This window comes from Rhodohalobacter sulfatireducens, assembly GCF_022012475.1.
Classification (GTDB): domain Bacteria; phylum Bacteroidota; class Rhodothermia; order Balneolales; family Balneolaceae; genus Rhodohalobacter; species Rhodohalobacter sulfatireducens.
On record NZ_JAKLWS010000001.1, the window covers coordinates 504538 to 524094 of the forward strand.

The window sequence follows — 19557 nt, forward strand, 5'->3', positions numbered from 1 at the left end:
ATTTTCCCCCTCATAAATTGTCATAGAACCCTCTTAAGCTGATTTAAGGAAATTGCTGATATTTAAATATCCCCAAATATTCTTAAAGAAGGGAAGAATGGATGGCAGACAATCAAACCGTATCATTCAGCCATAAAAAATTAAAAGAAAGTGCCACGCATATTGCAGAGAGCCAACTTACAGCAATTAACGGGAATGATGTTGTTCGGATTAAATCTATTCTTGATGAATCCAGGAGAGAACTAACCGATGCATACCGGACACTTTCAAGATTGGCAAAAATGGAGCAGGATCTCTCACCTGCGGCCGAATGGTTAATTGACAATTTTTACATCATCCAGGAGCAAATTGTCCAGGTAAAAGTGGATTTTCCAAAGGAATACCAGGTTAGTATACCTGCTCTAACCCATGGAGAACACAAAGGATTGCCGCGTGTTTACGAGTTAATACTTGATTACCTGACCCTCACTGACAATTTGCTCGATCCTGAAGTTTTAACTACCTACCTCAAAAATTATCAGGAGATAAAAACTTTAATGATTGGTGAGATATGGGCCGTTCCAATAATGATCCGGCTGATACTCATACAGAGACTTGCTGAAAAAGCATCGCGCATCATCTATCGAAAAAATATTCACAAGAACGTTCAAAGTATCATTCAAAAGCTCGAACGAACCGAGCATAAGGAACCGGGTGTAACAAATAATGTAATTTCGAACTGGCTCAAAAATAAACCGAGAGAGGGAGCTCATATTCACTTGATAGAACTGTACCAGCAATTGGAGATGGCCGGTCTGCTTCTTGAGGATCAAAAACGCTGGTTTACCTACAGGTTTCGGCAGTTGGATATGAGCCTGGAAGAGGCGATGCGGATTGAAGCGCAGAAACAATCTCGAATCCAGGTGAGTATTCAAAATGCAGTTATATCCCTTCGTCTTTCCTCGGAGATGGATTGGTCGGAGTTTGTGGAAGATTGTTCCATCTTGGAGCAGATCTTGGGCCTCGATCCGGCCGGTATCTATAAAAGTATGGATTTTAAAACCCGCGACTCTTACAGAAGAACGGTTGAAAGGTTAAGCCGGAGATCGGAAAAGTCTGAAACCGAGACGGCTGAACAAGTTCTATTATTTGCAGAAGGAAAAGTATCTGAGACCGGCCGGGAGGCATCAGAAATAACAGCCGAAGACTTAAAAAGACATGTAGGATATTACTTAGTTGGTGAGGGATTCGATGACCTTGTAGACAAAATTAGTTACAAAATTCCTGCAATGGAGAGGATTGTTCGATTCCTGGAGAGAAACACATGGGTTTATACATTGGCAATTGCACTTCATACAGCAGCCTTGATGCTTATTCTCTGGCTAACAATTGGCGCTTTCAGTACCTCTACCCTTACAATTACTATTCTGTTCCTGGTTACTTTTTTCCCGGCGCTGGATCTTTCTGTCTCCTCAGTGAATCGATTTTTTGCGTTTCTCCTGCCGCCGAGAATTCTACCCAAAATGGGTTACAAAGAGTTCATCCCGGACGAATCCAGAACAATAGTTGTAGTACCGACCCTTCTGCAATCAAAAGAAGATGCAGTTCGTCAGGTGGAGGCGCTGGAGATTAAATCCCTGGCAAATCCTGATGAGTCCATACAGTTTGCGTTGCTTTCTGATTTTAACGATGCAATTGAAAAAGAGATGCCGCACGATTCAGATATTGTTGAGGCCGCAAAAAATGAAATTGCTAAGCTAAACAAAAAGTACAAATCTAAGTTCGGAGATAAATTTTTCCTTCTTCACAGGGAGCGACTCTGGAACAGAGTTGAAAAAAAATGGATGGGATGGGAGCGTAAACGAGGAAAACTTGAGGAGTTCAACCGAATACTGCAAAATGCCGATGAAGAGACAAGTTATAAGTGGATTGAGGGAAATTTCTTTGAGACGATAAAGGAGCATCCTGTACGCTATGTTATAACCCTGGATGCCGACACAAAGCTGCCACCCGACAGCGCCAGGGATCTCATCAGAACGATCTCCCATCCGATGAATCGGGCTGTTATTGATACAGAAGAACGAATTGTAGAAAAAGGGTATGGAATTATCCAGCCTCGGATATCCATACCACCGGAGTCATCACGTAATACATGGTTTTCAAGAATTTTCTCCGGCCACGTTGGGCTTGACCCCTACTCAACAGCCGTTTCAGATATCTACCAGGATCTGGCAGGTGAAGCCGTTTTTACAGGTAAGGGAATTTATGATGTAGAAGCATTTCATAAGGTTTTGAACCGGCGATTTCCCCAAAACAGGATACTTTCCCACGATTTAATTGAGAGTACATATCTTCGGGCCGGCCTGGCAACGGATATCGAACTATTTGATGAGTATCCCTCCACTTACATCAGCTATAGCAAGAGAAATCACAGGTGGGTCCGCGGCGACTGGCAAATTGCAGCCTGGCTATTTTCAAAGGTGCCCGGCAGGGACGGAAAGGTAGAAAACCCTATCAATCGATTATCGAAATGGAAAATATTTGATAATCTTCGTCGATCCCTGAATCCGTTTTTCCTCACTCTATTTTTTATTGCGGGATGGTTTTGGCTGCCCGGGTCTGCATTGGTCTGGACGCTTGCGGCATTTGGAATCCTGGCATTCCCCATTTATGTAAGCCTCTCTTCTGATATTGTGAATCGCCCCACTCGTGTACAGTGGAAACTCTACATGGTGAAAGTGAAAGCAAACCTGAAGATCAACACACTCCAGGCGATCTGTACCCTCATCATTTTACCGCACCAGGCCATTCTCAACATCGATGCAATTTTTCGAACTTTATACAGGCTTCACTTATCTAATAAATCGCTGCTCGAGTGGACCACTGCATTCCAAACCGAGCAGATGAGCAGCCATTCCCTGGTAAGTTACACTCGAATGATGACGGTTCCCATTATATTGGGCTTCGCTGTACTGATTATCCCGATCTATACACGAATGACTTACTTATGGGTGGCGATGCCTTTCTTTCTGCTTTGGTCGGGTTCACCATTCTTTTTGAAAAAAATTAGCGACCCGATCGTAGCAAGATTGGAGGGGCTTAACAATGAAGAGCAAGAAAAATTGCAACAGTATGCACGCCGTACCTGGTTCTATTTTGAGCGGTTTTTGAATGAAGATCATTCATGGCTGCCTCCCGACAATTACCAGGAAGATCCGCCGCTTCAAGCAGCAGCCCGAACCTCACCAACTAATATCGGTCTGGCCCTGGTATCTACCGTTGTGGCATATAATATGGGATTTATTCCATACACCGAATGTTTAGAGCGGCTGCGAAATACGCTCAGATCGATGAAAAAACTTGAGCGTTATCGAGGTCACTTTTACAACTGGTACGATACAAAGCTGGGTGAGGTATTGAGCCCAAAATATGTGTCAACCGTAGATTCAGGAAATCTGGCAGCCAGTTTAATCGTGGTGAAAGAAGCTGTTAAAGAGGAGATGACCACCCCCGGATTTAATAAAAAATATCTTGATGGATTGCAGGTAACGATTCGGGCTGTCCGTGAGATATTAAATGAATACTGGGAGAAAGGAATTCTGCCTGAGGATTGCCATGAAAACATGAATGAACACACGTCGGAAATTTTAAAGATGCTCGAAACGGCCGGTGATTTATCGCTTTCAGAATCTTTAGAACTTGTAAGAAGCTGTAAGACGTATGCCACAGATATGTGTTCCATCGACCTGATGTCGCTGCGAAATCGTTTAGGAGACAGGGAGTTGAATGACCTGGTATTCTGGGTGGAGAGTCCTCTCCGGCAGATGGAAAAAATCATCGATGAATACAGGTGGTTGATGAAGTTAGATCTGCCGAATATGAATCAGATAAGCCCTTCAGAACTGAGTACTAAGATCGATCATTTGCAAGATCAACCTAAAAATGCACTGCCAAAATGGTGGCAAAATCAGGCCGGAAAGATAATTTCCAGCTGCGAGAAATTTGTTGAAGAAATGGATTTCTCATTTCTCTATCAGAAGAGACGAGGATTATTTCACGTGGGCTATAATGTAGAAAAAGCCCAGGCAGATAAGGGTACATACGATCTTCTGGCCAGTGAAGCACGAATTGCATCGTACATCGCCATAGCAAAAGCTGATATCCCGGTTGAACACTGGTTCAGGCTCAGCCGAAGACTTACAAGCCTGGATAGGCAGGAGATTTTACTTTCATGGGGCGGTACTATGTTTGAATACCTGATGCCGTTGCTGTTTATGCGATCCTATCCCGAAACGCTGATCGCCCACACTTACAGCAATGTGATAGAATGGCAGAGAAGCTATGGAAAGAAAAGAAACAGGCCGTGGGGTTTTTCGGAAAGTGCATACAACTTCCTGAACCTGGATCTGCACTATCAATACAGGGCATTCGGGGCGCCCGGCCTTGGCTTGAAACGCGGCCTGGCTGACTCCTATGTCGTAGCTCCCTACGCATCAGTCCTGGCGATGATGATCGATCCGAAGTCATCGCTTGAGAACCTTGTTGAACTGGAAAAAATTGGTGCAAAGGGATTGTTTGGTTTTTACGATGCAGTTGATTTTACGGCTTCCCATAACCGGGAAAATCAATCCTACAGTATAGTTCGAACCTATATGGTGCATCACCATGGAATGAGTTTACTGGCAATGGAGAACCTGTTGAATGAGTGGTCGATCAACCGGTACTTCCATTCCGATCCTCATATCCGATCCTGTGAGCTGATCCTGCAGGAAAAAATCCCAAGAGGTGTTCCCATTAAGGAGCCCCACCCGATTGATGTAGAACTCGAGCCCGGTGAAAGAGAATCTGTACAAAATGTAGTTGAGCATTCAGGTATTGGGGAGTTGGATCAAAAACCGCCGAGAGCGCATCTTCTTTCCAACGGCAGCTTTTCCACTTTTGTAACTCATGCCGGAACGGGAATGGCGGAAAAGGATGGAATTTCACTGAATAACTGGATTTCTGATCCTACAGCAGATCCGCTTGGAGTTTTTGTATATGTAAGAGATCTGGACACCAGCGAATTTTGGTCGTCCATGCACCAGCCCGTACGGATAAAACCGGACCGGTATGATACCTGGTTCCACAATGGCAAGGTGGTTACATCGAGGGTGGACAACTGGATAGAAACCACTACGGAAGTCAGCGTTTCCCCGGATGATCCCATCGAGCTGCGAAAGATTACGCTTACCAATTATTCGCATCAGTCCAGAACCATCGAACTGACAAGTTACGCAGAAGTGGTGCTGAATTATTATGAAGATCACAGATCTCACCCGGCTTTTTCAAAACTTTTTATCCAGACGGATTACCTGCCGGAAGAACATTCACTGATCGTTAAACGACGTCCAAGAAGTGACCGGGAGGGTGAAAAATGGATGATTCATAGTTTTGCAAGCCTCTATTCGGATAATGGTCATTCGCTTCAGTACGAGACGGATCGGTCCGTTTTCTTAGGCAGGGGAAGATCTCTGAGCCACCCGGCAGTAATGGACAGGAATGGACCATTGGAAGGAACCCTTGGCAATGTTTCAGATCCGATTGTAAGCCTCCGCAAAGTATTTGTGATTGAACCGGGTGAAAAAGTTGAGTGTACATTCGGGCTGGGATATGCCGAAAGTTACGAAGAAGCCGTTCGTTTGGCCGATATGTACGACAATCAGTACGCGGTGAACCGGGCTATTGATATGGCAAATGTATACAGCCTTGTGGCACTAAATCACATAGGCTTGAGTGCCCGGCAAGCCCACTATTTCCAAAAGCTTACGTCGTACCTTCTTTATACGAGTGACCAATTCCGGTTGGAGTTCAACAGGTTGAAAGAAAACCGTAAGAAACAGCAGGATTTATGGGCATATGGCATTTCAGGAGATTTTCCGCTCATTATTTTCAGGCTAGACGATACCGATCAGATCAAACACGTTCGGCTTCTATTGAAGGCTCACACATTCTGGAGGATGAAGGGCCTTGAAACTGAAATGCTCTTTTTGAACGATCATCCACCGAGTTATGCCGATGAGGTTCAGGAAGCGATACAGGAGGCTTGTGAAACCTCCATGGGAAGAGATTTAATAAATAAACGGGGAGGGATCTTTTTCAGGAGAACCGACCAGGTTCCACAGGCCGATCTTACTCTATTGTTAAGCGTTGCCCATGTAATTCTGAGGAATAAACTCCATGATTTTTCTCAAAAAGCGAGTCTTTCTGAGATCCGGTCTTGGAGTCGAAACAAGATTTCAGAACTATATCAGCCGGCTCAACTAAAACCAGATGAGCAGGAAAAGTCTGAAATTATTGATGATGCTAAAGATCTCCGTTTTTTTAATGGGTATGGTGGATTTTCAGAGTCCGGTGAGGAGTACCGGATAATCATAAATCAAGATTCCGAAACGGGCAAACTGAATCTCCCGCCTGCTCCATGGGTGAATGTAATTTCAAATCCCAATTTTGGATTTATCGCCACCGAACGGGGCGCCGGTTATACGTGGAGCGAAAACAGCAGGGAGAATAAGCTCACAACGTGGTCGAATGATCCGGTTCGGGATCCACATTCCGAAGCATTTTACATACGAGACGAAAATCGAAATGAATTTTGGTCGCCCACACCGGGTCCGGTTCCGGGAAATGGGCATTACAGGGTGTCACATGGATTCGGTTACACGCGGTTTGAGCACGAGTCGGCGGAGATCAAACAAGAATTGATTCAATTTGTTGCGAAGGATGATCCGCTGAAGATTTCAAAACTCACCCTGAATAATAAAGGCTCGGATCCTCGTCGTCTATCTGTATTTCGCTACCTAGATACAGTACTTGGTGTGGATCGGATGAAGTCATCAAGATTTATCATTCCATCTGTATCAGACGATAAGCAGACCTTGTACATGCAAAACTATTATAACAATGAATTTTCTGAACGGGTGATGTTTGCTACAGTGGTCAGTAGCTCAGACAACACAGAGCTTTCCTTTACAACAAGCCGTGAGGAGTTTATCGGGCGTAATCGTGATGTAAGTTGCCCGGCAGCACTTCAATTTGAAACAGAACTTAAGATGAAAAAAGTTGAAGGAGAAGATCCCTGTCTTGCACTGCAAACAATGGTTACGATCAAGCCCGGAGAGACCGTTGAATTGGTTTTCCTGGAAGGAGAGGCGGAGAATTGGGAATCTGCAGAGAACTTGGTTGAGGCATTCAGGGACCCGGAAAAAGCGAATACAGAGCTTGAAACAGTTCGAAAATTCTGGTCTGAGAAACTGTCGAGAATCCAGGTGAAAACACCGGACAAATCCCTGGATCTCCTTGTAAACGGGTGGTTGATGTATCAGAATCTATCAAGCAGGATGTGGGCGCGCACGGCGTATTACCAGGCCGGCGGGGCATACGGATTCCGGGATCAACTGCAGGATTCAATGGCAGTATTATTTACGGATGAGAAGATTGCCAGGGAGCAGATTCTGCTTCACGCAGCAAACCAGTTTCCGGAAGGCGATGTGCTGCATTGGTGGCATCCCCCAACAGGCCGCGGTGTAAGAACCCGGATTACAGACGATCGTCTATGGCTTCCATATGCTGTCTCTCATTATCTGGATCACACGGATGATCATTCTATACTGGATGAAAAGATTCCATACGTCCAGGCTCGCGCACTTGAGGAATACGAGCACGAAGCCTATCTGCAGCCTGAAAGATCCCGAATCCGGGAGTCGCTCTACGAACATTGCTGTAAGGCTATTGAGATATCACTGAAGTTTGGCAGAAACGGCCTCCCGCTGATCGGTACAGGCGACTGGAATGACGGAATGAACCTGGTTGGAGAAAAAGGTGAAGGCGAAAGTGTATGGCTGGGCTTCTTCCTCTATCAAGTCTTGGTTGATTTTGAAAAAATCTGTGTGAAAATGGATGATTCAGAACGGGCAGACAGATATCGAAAAGAAGCTGAAAAACTCAGAAAAAATCTAAATACAACCGGCTGGGACGGCGAGTGGTACCTGCGGGCATTTTATGATGACGGCACACCGCTGGGATCATCGCAAAATAGTGAATGCCGGATAGACGCCATCTCGCAAGCGTGGTCGATTCTGTCTGGAGTAGCTACAAAAGAAAAGAGAGCAAAGGTACTGAAAGCAATAAAAGAGCATCTTATTTCTGAGGAGGATGGAATTATCAAATTGCTCACGCCACCCTTCGACCGGACGGAAAAGAACCCGGGATACATCAAAGGATATATTCCCGGTGTTCGTGAAAATGGCGGGCAATATACACACGGTGCTCTTTGGGTGGTCAGGGCTTTTGCGCAAAGCGGTATGGGCAACGAGGCGATGAAATATTTCTCCATGATTAACCCGGTAAATCACGCCCTGAATCATGAAGCGGCTGAAAGGTACGGAGTAGAACCATACGTAGTTACAGCAGATGTTTATGGTGAGCCTCCATTGACTGGACAGGGCGGTTGGAGTTGGTACACAGGTTCAGCGGGCTGGATGTATCGGGTGGCTGTGGAATCTATTCTTGGGTATCGGCCGGGTAAAGAATGTGCAGAACTGAAACCGGCCATTCCGTCTGACTGGAAGGAATTTGAGATTATGTTAAGGCTGGATGACGGTCAAACCACCTATCAGACAATCATACAAAATCCGGATGGCCTGCAAACAGGATGGCTTCAGGGTGAGCTTGACGGAAAACCGATCACGCCATCGAAAGAATCAGCAAGAATACCCCTCCGAAAAGATGGTCGACATCATGAAGTGAAATTGATTCTAAAAAGATCTGAATAGCCTGGGTTCTATTTCGAAACGGTTTTAGCCTGCATTTCTCACAAACATATATGTTATAAATTTATAACCTTTTAAGTGCCAAAGATTTGGAATAATCTTTATTTCATTTTAAAGATTGCAGTGTGTAATTCGGCGAAATTTTTCCCGTGAGCTGCGTTTGCCCAGGGCATGCCTTGCTCACAACAAAATTTCTTGGTGAGAAATGCAGGTTAGATGTAGTCTTATTCACTACAAAAATGCTGACTCATAGATTACTTCCACTCTAAAGGTTTGCGCACGGTCTGAGTTAACTAAAGCCGATATCTTTATTAGAAAGTAGAATCAACCGCGAAAAGATGCCTGCCGAATTTAGAGATATAACCGTTTTTATTATCGACCCGAGGGTTCTGATCCGTCAGATGTTATCACGGGTAATGAGAGAAGAAACGGATGTTTCCAGCCTGATTGCACTCGAGAATAAACAGAATGATGAAACACTCATAGAGATCGAAAATCACAATCCCGATCTCATATTATTGGGAATCGAATCTATCCAATCAAAAGAGTTTTGGCTGTTGAAGAGTATTATCAATATGTATCCGGGAATTCCTGTTGTGCTTCTGACAACATTAACCCCACAGGGGGCCAGGGCGGCACTTACAGGATTAAAACTGGGTGCTGTGGAATACCTTACAGTCCCTGATACTTCCCAGGGAGTTGTTTTTGCCGGGAGACACTTCAGAAAGAGGCTAACACCGTTGATAAAGGCACTGCCCAACTTAAATATGCGGGCCAATCTCGGGAATCAAATTGTCATATCCCAAACCTCATCTGTTGCCACTCAGAAAAAATTAAAACAGAAAGAAGATATTGAGTTGGTTGTAATAGGCGGTTGTTTAGGCGGAGTACAAACTCTTTATGATGTGATCTCGAGAATGAGTGAAATTTCCGTTCCTGTGATGATTTTACAGCATATGCCGAAAATTTACACCCGGGAACTGGCTGCAGATCTGGATGAGATTACGCCCTTAAACGTTCGTGAGGCCGAAGAGAACAGTATTTTGCTGCCCGGACAAGTATATGTGGCACCGGGCGGATATCATACTGTTTTAAAAAGCAACTGGAGAAGAAATATGATAAACATTCATCGAGGACCGCGGGAGATAAAATACAGGCCATCTATTGATGTTCTCTTGCGTTCTGCAGTCAATGTTTATCAAAATCGCGTTATGGGAGTCTTTCTGTCAGGTGGGGGTAAAGATGGTGTTGATGGTGCTAAGGAGGTGCTTGAAGCCGGAGGCGAGATATTAGTTCAAAGTAAGAAGAGTGCAAGACTTTGGGATCTTCCGGGCAGTATTCAATCGCTGCATGTAAGTATAAATCAATATCACAGCCATCAATTGGGTGAAGAAATTATCTCTCGATTGAAAGACCGTATGAGTACAGCCACCCATTCAAAAATGGTCAATTGAAAAGAATGGGGTATTAACATTAAATCATTTGAGATCAAAAAATAACGAGAACCATATGGAGGTAAGACGATGATTAAACGAATTGTAGTAGCCCTCGATCCCGACCAGGATACACCGATTGCAACGCGATATGCCATTCGCCTGGCCAAACGCTTTGATGCCAGTCTTACAGGTTTGGCTGTTGTGGATACATCTAATATTCAGCCCGTGATTAGTGTAGGAGCATATGGAACAGAAGTGTACGGACATCAAATTTGGGAAAAGATGGAAGAGGAGAGTAAGGAGATCGCCAAACGATTATTGGATTCATTTAGCGGTGCGGTTCAAAAAGCAGATGTGAAACATCGGAAAGTGACGCGGCATGGTGCTTCTTTTGAGATGATTGTTGAGGAGATGAAATATCATGACTTGCTGGTTGTGGGACGCGATTCTCACTTCTTTTATAATGAACCGGATAAAGATACCAAGACACTTGCCAATGTTGTGAAAAACGGAGTTTCCCCTACCCTGGTGGTAACCGATGCCTACCATGATGTAGAGAAGTTGATGGTTGCATTCGACGGAAGTTCACCGGCGGCAAGATCGCTGCAGGCATTCGTACATCTGCTGCCGTACGGAAGTGATCTTGATATTGAACTTGTGAATGTAACGGCAAGTAATTCCAGCGAAGATGTTGGTGAGGCATCTGTAATTTTGAGCCAAGCCGAAAGTTACCTCAAAGAACATCGGTTCAGCTATGTAACCAAAGTTGTGCTTGATCCGGGCGACGTCGGTAAACGGCTGCTTGAGAGACAGTTAACCAAGAATCCGGACCTTGTAGTTATGGGTGCTCATTCAGTTTCAGCGCTGAGAAGAGCTACATTTGGCTCAACAACCCACTTTATGATTACAAAGAGCGAAGGACCGCTGTTCCTGAGCCCATAAATACCGGACAAATTCAGAGAGATAATATCTTGAGCCCCTGTCGGGGTGGGGTGAAAGTTGGATCCGTCCTGAATCATCAGGGCGGATTTTTTTTCAAGCCTAAAACACGATAAAGCTATCTTCTTTAAAACATATGAAGGTATTGGAGATCATTATCGTAAGCATTCGAGATAATAAAAGAAAAATACTTTCTAAAATTCTCCATTGAGAGGCTCTGAGGTATTTTAAATTGAAAACCTGTTTTCGTGGTAAAAAATGTAATCTTCGTTTGGTTGTTTATTTTACCACAGCTTTTTGAATGGGGAAGAGAACCTGCCTGCGCTGAAGCTTCGGAAAACAGGCGGAGTGAGCACGGAATGGACTGTTGCTTATAGATTGCAGCTTTGCATGTAAGCTTATGATTGAAAATCCAGTTTCTTTTCCTTCGCTGCACCCCTAACGTGTCGGTGCAGGCTTTTCGAAGGCGTATACTCCTCAACTAAGCAATTATCTCTCAGGTTAACCAGTTAGTTTTTCGAATGATTAAACTCACTTCCTTATATCAAATTCAGGATGATTACGATCGCAGCCTGGGGGTTTGATCAAAATACTCTTTCCATTCATTATCCAGGTCCTTCACAATATCACTGACTTCACCCTTTGCTTCACGAACGGTAATTCCAATAACCTGATTGAGAGCCGCTCTTGCCTGGTTTTCATCGAAACTAAACTTATCCCGGAGGTTTTCGATGCACTGCTCAGGCAGAATATTGTCTTGTTCCTGCGGATCGCCATGCAGGGTTTCGTAATCCAGGTAATCCGGTAATTGAGCTGCAAATTCACGCGCCTCCTGGTCCGTCAGTGAGCTGGAGATCATTCCTAAAATAGCTTTCGTGACCTCACCTGCCTGGTCCTGCGTATGTACAAAATCCAACGTTTCAATTATCTCCTGATATGAATCCGTTATTTGCATCATGGGAATTGAAGATTTATGAACCTTTCCATCTTACTTATTAAACATGTGTAATATTGGCATCATTTCAATGCAATTGAGATCTATTACAGGCTTGATTCAAACCCATTTTGAATTCCCCTAAAAGGTTTATCAATCATAAATACGCATTCAACCTTTGAATCTGCGCATTCGTCGGGATGAAATTGTTGCGGGACGTTGTCAATCCTACATTTCTAATAGCTACTTAAGCAACAATAACAATTAAATCACAAGAAAATGAAAACAAGAATTAGTTTACTCACAATAGCACTGACAATATTAGCACTGAACGTTACCGCTCAAAATAATCAGGATCGATGGGCTTTTGAACTTTCAACCGGCGCATCGTATGCAACCACAGAACTCGGGGACGCAAACCTGAAGGCAGGTCCCGCAATTGAAGGAACATTCTACTATCGGTTCTTGGAACACACGAGTATTTACCTCGGCTGGGGATGGAAAAAGTTTGGATCGAATCAATCCTTTGCAGGCAATAACATGGATTTTGAAGAAACCGGTTATACCTACGGCCTTCAATTTAAACACCCATTGGCTGGAACAAGATTACATTATGTAGTTCGGGCCGGTGGAATCTACAACCATGTTGAAATCGAAAATAATGCAGGAGACATCGTATCTGATACCGGACATGGATTCGGATGGCAAGCCGCCGGTGGTTTCGAGGTTCCCCTTGGACGATCATGGACTCTTATTCCAACTCTTAAATACAGCTCTCTTTCAAGAGACTTTGAATCCGGCACAGACAGATTCAGTTCCGATCTGAACTACCTGTCAACACAAATCGGATTCTCAAAAACTTTTTGAATCAAATATCAAAAAACGCTTTGTGATTTAACCTGAGCGCGGGATAAGAAAGTTGAAAATCAAATCCCCTCCTACCTGCCCTCGATACTTCGGGGTGTTAGGAGGGGATTCAACTATTCCAAAGATTAATATTCTTATTCCGAGTTCATATTATTTAATAAAATCAAGCAGAGCAGTACATTGAAGGTACACCATGGCTTTTCAAAAATTACATAGCATTATTCCGTTTCGAAAGCTCTTTTTCCTATTGCTGAGCGTTGCGCTTTCACTGCAAATCATCATTATATCATACAACCATTTCAGCGGATTTTACACGATTGAAACCGCTGCAGAAGCAATCATTCGATTGAGCTGGGGTACGTTTTTAAGCTTAATTGCCGCTTTCATGCTAGCCTATCCTGATCTCTACCTGATTCGTAAACTAAATATCAAGTATCCCTGGAAGAAAAATGGGGTTCTGCGGAGCTCAATACAACTTATTTTTTCCATTCTGATTGGGGTGATCATTGCGGTTTTTATTACAACTGTTGCACACCTTATCAATCCGTATGAAGAGGACCTGCTTACCACCTATGTTTTCAACTCTATTGTACTGGCCGTTTGCAACGTTGCCATACTGATCATATTTGAGGCATGGATCTTCTTTATTGCTGAGTCGGAAGCAGAAAAGCGCAACGAGGAACTGATGAAAGAACTGACACAAATTCGGTTTGAAGTTCTGAAAAATCAGATGAATCCACACTTTATGTTCAACAGCCTGAATGTTTTAACAGGATTGATAGAAACCGATCCGGAAAAATCACAGCGCTTTATCGAAGAGTTTTCAAGCATCTACCGGTATGTGTTAGATACGATAGAGCAACATGTTGTATCTCTTGAAAAAGAGTTGGAATTTGCACGTTCATATATGTATTTGCAACAGATTCGGCATGGGGAATATTTGAATTTTAGTGTCAACATACGGTCAGAATTGTTATCGTACTATTTGCCGCCATTGTCATTGCAGGTGGTTTTGGAGAATGCCATTAAGCACAACCAGGTAAGCGGTGAAAAACCACTACACATTGAAATATTTGATGAAGAGAATAATTTAGTTATTACCAACTCGCTTCAACCTAAAATGACATTTGGAAAATCCACCGGAATAGGACAGCAAAATTTGATAAAGCGGTATTCAATGATCTGTTCAAGAGTACCGGAGTTCCATGTAGGTACAGATCAATACAGGGTAGTACTGCCATTGATTGAGGAGTGAAAAATGCTCCTTTGAGGGTGGAGGAAAATCAATAGAGTTTTGGAGGAGTTCGCTCAATGAACACCCTTCCCGGCTAAAGCCGTACTCCCCTCAAGGGGAAAAATAATAAAAAACCTATAACGACATGAAAGTCCTGATTATAGAAGACGAATCGATTGCAGCAAAGCGACTTGAAGAGATGCTCAAGGAAATTGAGGTTGAATGCGAGGTGCTGGCAAAAATCGGTTCGGTGAAAGAGTCTGTTAAATGGCTTTCAAGTTACGAGGCAGATCTCATATTTCTTGATATACAGCTATCAGACGGACTCAGCTTTTCGATTTTTGAACAGGTAAGGATTACCACCCCAATTATCTTTACCACGGCCTACGACCAATATGCAATTAAAGCGTTCCGCTTAAACAGTATTGCGTATCTGCTCAAACCGATCAGGAAGAGAGAACTGGAGGAGAGCCTGCAAAAATATAACACCATGCGGAAGGCATTTTCGGTAGATGTGGATAAGCTGATGGCCGCATTTTCCGACCAGGCGAAAGTGTATAAAGAACGATTTTTAATTCGAATCGGTGACATGCTGAAAAAAGTAACTGCAGATGAAGTGGCATACATATTTGCAGAGGATAAAAGCGTGTACCTGGTAACCCTCGATGACAAAAAACTGCCCGTTGACTATTCTCTGGATGCCCTCGAAGAGGAACTTGACCCCAATAAATTTTTCAGGGTTCATCGCGGATTGATCGTAAACATCGAATCAATTGAAAATATGATGGCATGGACCCGAAGCCGTGTAAAACTTGAGCTAAAACCGAGAACCGGCAAAAATATTGATACCATCGTAAGTACCAGCAGGTCAGGTGATTTTAAAGAGTGGATGAATCGTTGAGTTTATGAACTGCCTTGACACATCTGTAACCAGGATTGAATAATGCCAATATTCCGCTATCTCAAAAGAAAATGGCTCTTGTACCGGTCATTCCCAGAATCATGGCAAGGGATACTTGACAGGAGTGTTCCTTATTATGGTCAGCTTCCAGAAGGCCTGAAAAAGACGCTTCGAAATCATGTTGTGATTTTTTTGGATGAAAAGCTATTCGAAGGATGTAATGGCCTGGAGATGACAGAAGAGAAAAAGGTGATCATCTCTGCCTATGCCTGTATTCTTCTTTTGGGTGAGCCGGCCGGGTATTATCCCGATTTGCAATCCATTCTCGTTTACCCGGATGATTACCTGGCACCGGTTCGGGAGGAAGGTGAAGGCGGGATTGTCAGCGAGGGAACACAGGCGCGGAAGGGAGAATCGTGGGATTTGGGCAGCATCGTGCTTTCCTGGGATGATATTCGGGAAAATATCGAAAATCAGTCGTCAGGCCAGAATCTGGTATTTCATGAGTTTGCCCATCAGCTGGATGAATATTACGGGCTGACGGCAGGCATTGGAGAATACGGTGAAATCTATCGTGATGATGAATGGACACATATCCTGGCTGCTGCTTACCGCACTCTGCAGCGCAAGAGCCGAAGCAGAACGCAGTGTGTGCTTGATCCATATGGAGCAACAGACCCAGCCGAGCTTTTTTCAGTGGCTACCGAAGCCTTTTTCCTGAAACCTCGTAAACTGAGTGGGGAGTTTCCGAAGCTATATGATGTTCTAAAATCGTTTTATAATCTTGATCCCGGTTTGTTTGTCCCATTGTAACCCGGCTCGCTGAGCCGGAAAACGCTTGATGAGCAAATCGTAGTATCGGTTTGGATTCGATGATTAAATATGAACATTATTATCATCTTTGAATTTTGCTAAAAAACATCAGTTTTCGACTCAAAGTGACCTCTCCCATTAGCTGAGAGAGGAGTTTCCGAAGCTATTTGATGTTCAAAATCGTTTTATAATATTTCCCCGAGTTTGTTTATTGCCCAATAAGATCCGCGAAGTATCCATAATCTTCGCGGATTTCGAAAAAATGCGAGTTAATTGCGTGACTGCCAAACGAAATGACTGTTAAAGATTTAATCCAAAAAAATGTCTTCAACCTTTATTCCACTACCCGACTTCCGTGAATATCCACCCGAGGAGATGAAAAAACGGGCTGCTGATTTTTATGAGGAGATCAAAAGACGCCGAACCGTTCGGGATTTTTCGGGTCGGCAGGTTCCAATCGAAGTTATAAAAAATGCGATCAAAGCTGCCGGTACTGCACCCAATGGAGCGAATTTACAACCCTGGCACTTTGTGGTGGTTTCTGATCCTGATGTGAAAAAGAAAATTCGGGCAGAGGCCGAGAAAACCGAGAAAGCGTTTTACCATGAAAAAGCACCTGACGAATGGCTGGAGGCACTGGATCACCTGGGAACGGATGAACACAAACCTTACCTGGAAACCGCGCCTTATTTGATTGTTATCTTCTCAAAAAAATATGGGCTGACTGAAAATGGCGAAAAAATTCAGCACTACTATGTGAAAGAATCGGTGGGAATTGCCACCGGTATGTTGATTACCGCCCTCCACCACTCAGGCCTTGCAACACTCACGCATACACCGAATCCGATGAAATTTCTGAATGAGATATTGGATCGCCCCACAAACGAAAGAGCCTATTTAATTTTGGTGACCGGCTACCCGGTAGAGGATGCCAAAGTACCGGAGATCACAAAAAAATCTCTTGAAGAAATTGCAACATTCGTATGATGGAAAAAGTCAACCAGTTCAAATCGGTACAGAAATGCAAACAGCCCTTCATGTGGGTTATCATAGTCGGTATTGCATTATTCATATGGTATAGCATTTTTCAGCAGATTGTATTGGGCAATCCGATTGGCAATAACCCGGCACCGGATCTAGTGTTGATCATCATCTGGATGGTTATTGGAATTGGATTTCCTCTGGCACTTTTTGCAATGAAGCTGATTATCAAGATCGACTCAGAAAATTTTTCCTACCGTTTGTTTCCGCTTCATTTCAGAATGCATTCTTATCGGCTTGATGATATTGAATCGATGGAGGTAGTTACATACAGGCCCATTTTAGATTTTGGAGGGTGGGGAATCCGCTGGGGACGCAAGGGCAAGGGATACATCATAAGCGGAAAAAAGGGAGTGAAAGTTCAATTCAGAGCCGGCAGGCCGGTCTATTTTTCATCCGATGAACCGGAGGAGGTTGTAAGGGCTTATAGAAATTTATCACCGGCATCGTAAAGTTCTTTAGCCACTAAAGCACAAAAACACGAAAGAAGAGTAGTATTGTAGTATAGCCTTTTCTTCCAACATACCTTCAGAGCCCTACACTAGCGCAAGTTTGCAACTTGTGCTGTATCGATGGGTCCAAGTTACAAACTTGAACCAGCAGGTGAGGTATGTGTATTAGAATTGGTAAAAGCTACAAAAGTGTTCCTGCAAAATATTTTCACTACACTAGCGCAAGATTGCATTTTGTGCTATGTCGATGCAAAAAAATTTCTTCATGCCAGTAAATACATGTAATCAGTCTGATTAAAAAAAGATTAAGATACTATCGTGTACTTGCCATTCTAAGTATTATCAATCATTTTCGTGGATAGATAATCTATCATAAAAAAAGCATTCAGAACCTAACGGGAGGACCATTTTGGCTAACCACGAACTTGCAGGAAAACCGGCACCTCATACAATTCTCGAAAACATACCCCGGCTTGTAACATCATATTACAGTCAAATTCCGGATAAGGATAACCCGAAACAGGCGATCTCATTTGGGACCTCCGGTCATCGCGGAACGGCGCTCGATTCAACGTTCAACGAACACCACATTCTGGCGATCAGCCAGGCGGTTGCCGATTACAGGAATAAGAAAGGGATTAATGGTCCGCTTTTTTTGGGGATGGATACTCATGCCCTCTCGGAACCGGCAATGGTTTCGGCAATCGAGGTCTTTGCGGCGAATAATATTGAAATCCGTTACCAGCAAGATTTTGGCTATACGCCCACCCCGGCTGTATCACATGCTATTTTAACCTGGAACAGCGATAAATCGGACTCAAAACATAAAGCAGATGGTGTAGTGATTACCCCGTCTCACAACCCTCCTTCGGATGGAGGCTTTAAATACAACGCTACTCACGGAGGACCGGCGGGAACGGAGATCACGAATGAGATTCAGAATACGGCAAATCGATATTTGAAAACTGACCTGAAAGGAGTTCGTCGTATTCCGCTTTACAAAGCACTGGCAAAAAGCAGTACTCAAACTCATGATTATGTTCAGCCCTACACCAACGATTTGGAAAATGTTGTGGATATGGAGGCGATTGCCGGATCGGGTTTGAAAATCGGGGCCGACCCAATGGGCGGTTCAGGAATAGCATATTGGGAACCGATTGCCGAAAAGTACGGGTTAAATCTCGAGGTTGTGAATCCGCGGGTGGATCCGACTTTTAGCTTTATGACTGTGGACAAGGACGGGAAAATCCGGATGGACTGTTCCTCGCCCTATGCAATGGCCAGCCTGATTGAATTGAAAGATAAGTATGACATTGCCTTTGGAAACGACACCGATTTCGACCGTCACGGCATTGTGACAAAAACCGGGCTGATGAATCCGAATCACTATCTCTCGGTTGCAATCAATTACCTGTTTCAAAACCGGCCCGGCTGGAGCGATGATGCCGCCGTTGGAAAAACACTTGTTTCCAGCAGTATGATCGACCGCGTCGCAAAATCAATCAACAAAAACCTGGCGGAAGTGCCCGTTGGATTTAAATGGTTTGTAGATGGGTTGAAAGACGGTTCCTACGGTTTTGGCGGAGAGGAAAGTGCGGGAGCGTCGTTCCTGAGGAAAAACGGGACTGTGTGGTCCACAGATAAAGATGGGATTATCATGGACCTGTTGTCGGCTGAGATTACGGCAAAAACTGGAAAAAGCCCGGATCAACACTACAAAGATCTGGAAGATCGATTTGGCAGCCCGGTATATGAGCGGTTGGATGCGCCAGCCACCCTCGAAGAAAAAGCGATCCTGAAGGATCTGTCGCCAGACCAGGTTGAAGCAAATGAACTTGCAGGTGAACCGATCCAGAAAAAGATCACCCGGGCTCCGGGCAATGATGCACCGATCGGCGGGCTGAAAGTTGAAACTGAAAATGGTTGGTTTGCAGCACGGCCATCAGGGACCGAAGATATCTATAAAATTTACACTGAGAGTTTTAAAGGAAAAGATCACCTGAAGCAGATCCAGGAAGAAGCGATGGCTATTGTGGATTCGGTGCTGGGGAAGTAGCTCCTTCTGGGATCTACTAAAGTTAACCTCTGAGAGCGCGAAGTGAAGCAGAGTATATTTTTTACTCGTACCGAAGCTCCGCTCATCATGGTCCAAGT

The 19557-nt window shown here is 44.0% G+C and carries 11 protein-coding genes; 10 read left to right on the forward strand and 1 reads right to left on the reverse strand.

The window, feature by feature from the left end:
- Positions 1–101: 101 nt before the first annotated feature.
- The 3 genes from L6773_RS02205 (at position 102) to L6773_RS02215 (ending at position 11164) form a co-directional block, all read left to right on the forward strand.
- A complete protein-coding gene (locus tag L6773_RS02205; protein WP_237852203.1) occupies positions 102–8789 on the forward strand; it encodes a GH36-type glycosyl hydrolase domain-containing protein in 8688 nt (2895 codons plus the stop codon).
- A 335-nt stretch (positions 8790–9124) separates the two neighbouring features.
- Entirely contained in the window at positions 9125–10240 is a 1116-nt protein-coding gene (locus tag L6773_RS02210) for a chemotaxis protein CheB (RefSeq protein WP_237852204.1), read from the forward strand.
- Between the two features lie 69 nt (positions 10241–10309).
- Entirely contained in the window at positions 10310–11164 is an 855-nt protein-coding gene (locus L6773_RS02215; RefSeq protein WP_237852205.1) for a universal stress protein, read from the forward strand.
- 556 nt (positions 11165–11720) lie between these two features.
- On the opposite strand, the gene L6773_RS02220 is transcribed toward L6773_RS02215, so the two are convergent.
- A complete protein-coding gene (locus L6773_RS02220; RefSeq protein ID WP_237852206.1) occupies positions 11721–12119 on the reverse strand; it encodes a DUF2267 domain-containing protein in 399 nt (132 codons plus the stop codon).
- A gap of 255 nt (positions 12120–12374) precedes the next feature.
- On the opposite strand from L6773_RS02220, the gene L6773_RS02225 reads away from it, so the two are divergent.
- The 7 genes from L6773_RS02225 to pgm all read left to right on the forward strand — a co-directional run bounded on the left by L6773_RS02225 (position 12375) and on the right by pgm (position 19459).
- Entirely contained in the window at positions 12375–12962 is a 588-nt protein-coding gene (locus tag L6773_RS02225; RefSeq protein WP_237852207.1) for an outer membrane beta-barrel protein, read from the forward strand.
- 193 nt (positions 12963–13155) lie between these two features.
- Positions 13156–14217 carry a sensor histidine kinase gene (locus L6773_RS02230; RefSeq protein WP_237852208.1) on the forward strand — a complete coding sequence of 354 codons (1062 nt, stop codon included), beginning with the start codon at positions 13156–13158 and terminating at the stop codon, positions 14215–14217.
- A 124-nt stretch (positions 14218–14341) separates the two neighbouring features.
- Complete coding sequence (locus tag L6773_RS02235) at positions 14342–15097, forward strand: LytR/AlgR family response regulator transcription factor (protein ID WP_237852209.1); 756 nt, start codon at positions 14342–14344, stop codon at positions 15095–15097.
- 42 nt (positions 15098–15139) lie between these two features.
- The gene (locus tag L6773_RS02240; RefSeq protein WP_237852210.1) at positions 15140–15910 is read left to right on the forward strand and encodes a M90 family metallopeptidase; all 771 of its coding nucleotides are present in this window, start codon (positions 15140–15142) and stop codon (positions 15908–15910) included.
- Between the two features lie 321 nt (positions 15911–16231).
- Complete coding sequence (locus L6773_RS02245) at positions 16232–16897, forward strand: nitroreductase family protein (RefSeq protein WP_237852211.1); 666 nt, start codon at positions 16232–16234, stop codon at positions 16895–16897.
- Positions 16897–17403 carry a DUF6141 family protein gene (locus tag L6773_RS02250; RefSeq protein ID WP_255727686.1) on the forward strand — a complete coding sequence of 169 codons (507 nt, stop codon included), beginning with the start codon at positions 16897–16899 and terminating at the stop codon, positions 17401–17403. Before L6773_RS02245 ends, L6773_RS02250 begins: the two co-directional genes overlap by 1 nt.
- A gap of 409 nt (positions 17404–17812) precedes the next feature.
- A complete protein-coding gene (pgm, locus tag L6773_RS02255) occupies positions 17813–19459 on the forward strand; it encodes a phosphoglucomutase (alpha-D-glucose-1,6-bisphosphate-dependent) (protein ID WP_237852213.1) in 1647 nt (548 codons plus the stop codon).
- The last annotated feature ends 98 nt before the right edge of the window (positions 19460–19557 follow it).